A 1063-nucleotide genomic window follows, 5' to 3' on the forward strand; every position below is an offset into this window, starting at 1 on the left:
GTGCGCAATCGCGGCGCCATCCCGGCGAACGCCGTCACCGTCGCGGCCGAGCTGCTCGCACCCGACGGCAGCCGGCGCGCGCTGACGCCGCCGGCGCCGCTGAACCTGGCCGCCGGCGAAGCGCGCTCGCTGAGCCTGGATCTCGGCCTCGTCGAGCAGACCGGCCATTACCGGCTGCGCATCGCCGTCGATCCGGCCGCGCAGATCGCCGAAGCCGACGAGAGCAACAACACGGTCGAACTGCCGTTCGCGGTCAGCAGCGGCGGCGATCCGCTGCTCGACGTCAGCGCCGAGAGCCGCCTGCTCGCGCCGGCCGAACGGCTGCGCGGCGAACTGCGCGTGACCAACCCGGGCAGTCCGTTCAGCGGCCGCGTCCGCACGCGCGTGCTCGCCGGCGACGGCAGCCTCGTCGCCGATCTCGGCGAAGCGACCATCGCGACGCTCGCGAGCGGTCAGGTCTGGACGCGTGCGCTGGACTGGGACAGCCGCGGCACCCTGGCCGGCGGCTATCGCCTGCAGGCGCAGCTCACGCGCAGCGACGGCAGCACGGTCGAGCAGCGCGAGATTCCGTTCACGATCGGCGCGGTGCGCCGCATTGCGCTCGCGGTCACGGCGGAGCCGGCGGCGGTCGGCAGCCCCGTCGCGATCGACAGCCGCCTGCAGTTCGAGACCGGCAACGCGCTGCTGAGCGGCGCGGTCCTGCGCACGTCGGTGCGCACGGCGGACGGCATCGAAATCTGGTCGGCGACGCAGGCGCTGGGCACGCTGGAGCCAGGCTACCAATTGAGCAAAGTGGATACGTGGACGACGCAGGCGGCGACGGCCGGCGTCTACACCGTGCGGCTGGAGCTCACCTCGCCGGACCTGGCACAGTCCAGCGAAACCAGCCTGACCCTGTACGAACCGGCCGCACCCGCGGCGTTGCGCGGCAGCCTGAGCCTCGCGCCGGCCGCGCGCCTCGTCGCCGGCCAGCCCGGCGAACTGGTCTATCGCGTCGACAACGCCGCCGCCGCACTGGCCGGCGTGAGCCTGCGCCTGCGCGTGTTGCGCACGGCGGCGCAGC

1 protein-coding gene is annotated in these 1063 nt (G+C 73.9%); it reads left to right on the forward strand.

Translation table 11 applies throughout. The annotated features are described in order from the left end of the window. Positions 1–1063, forward strand: a 1063-nt coding sequence (locus tag NON22_RS24730; RefSeq protein ID WP_257389635.1) for a CARDB domain-containing protein, incomplete at both ends; no start/stop codon positions are given.

It is taken from the genome of Tahibacter caeni, assembly GCF_024609805.1.
In the GTDB taxonomy this organism is placed as follows: Bacteria; Pseudomonadota; Gammaproteobacteria; order Xanthomonadales; family Rhodanobacteraceae; genus Tahibacter; species Tahibacter caeni.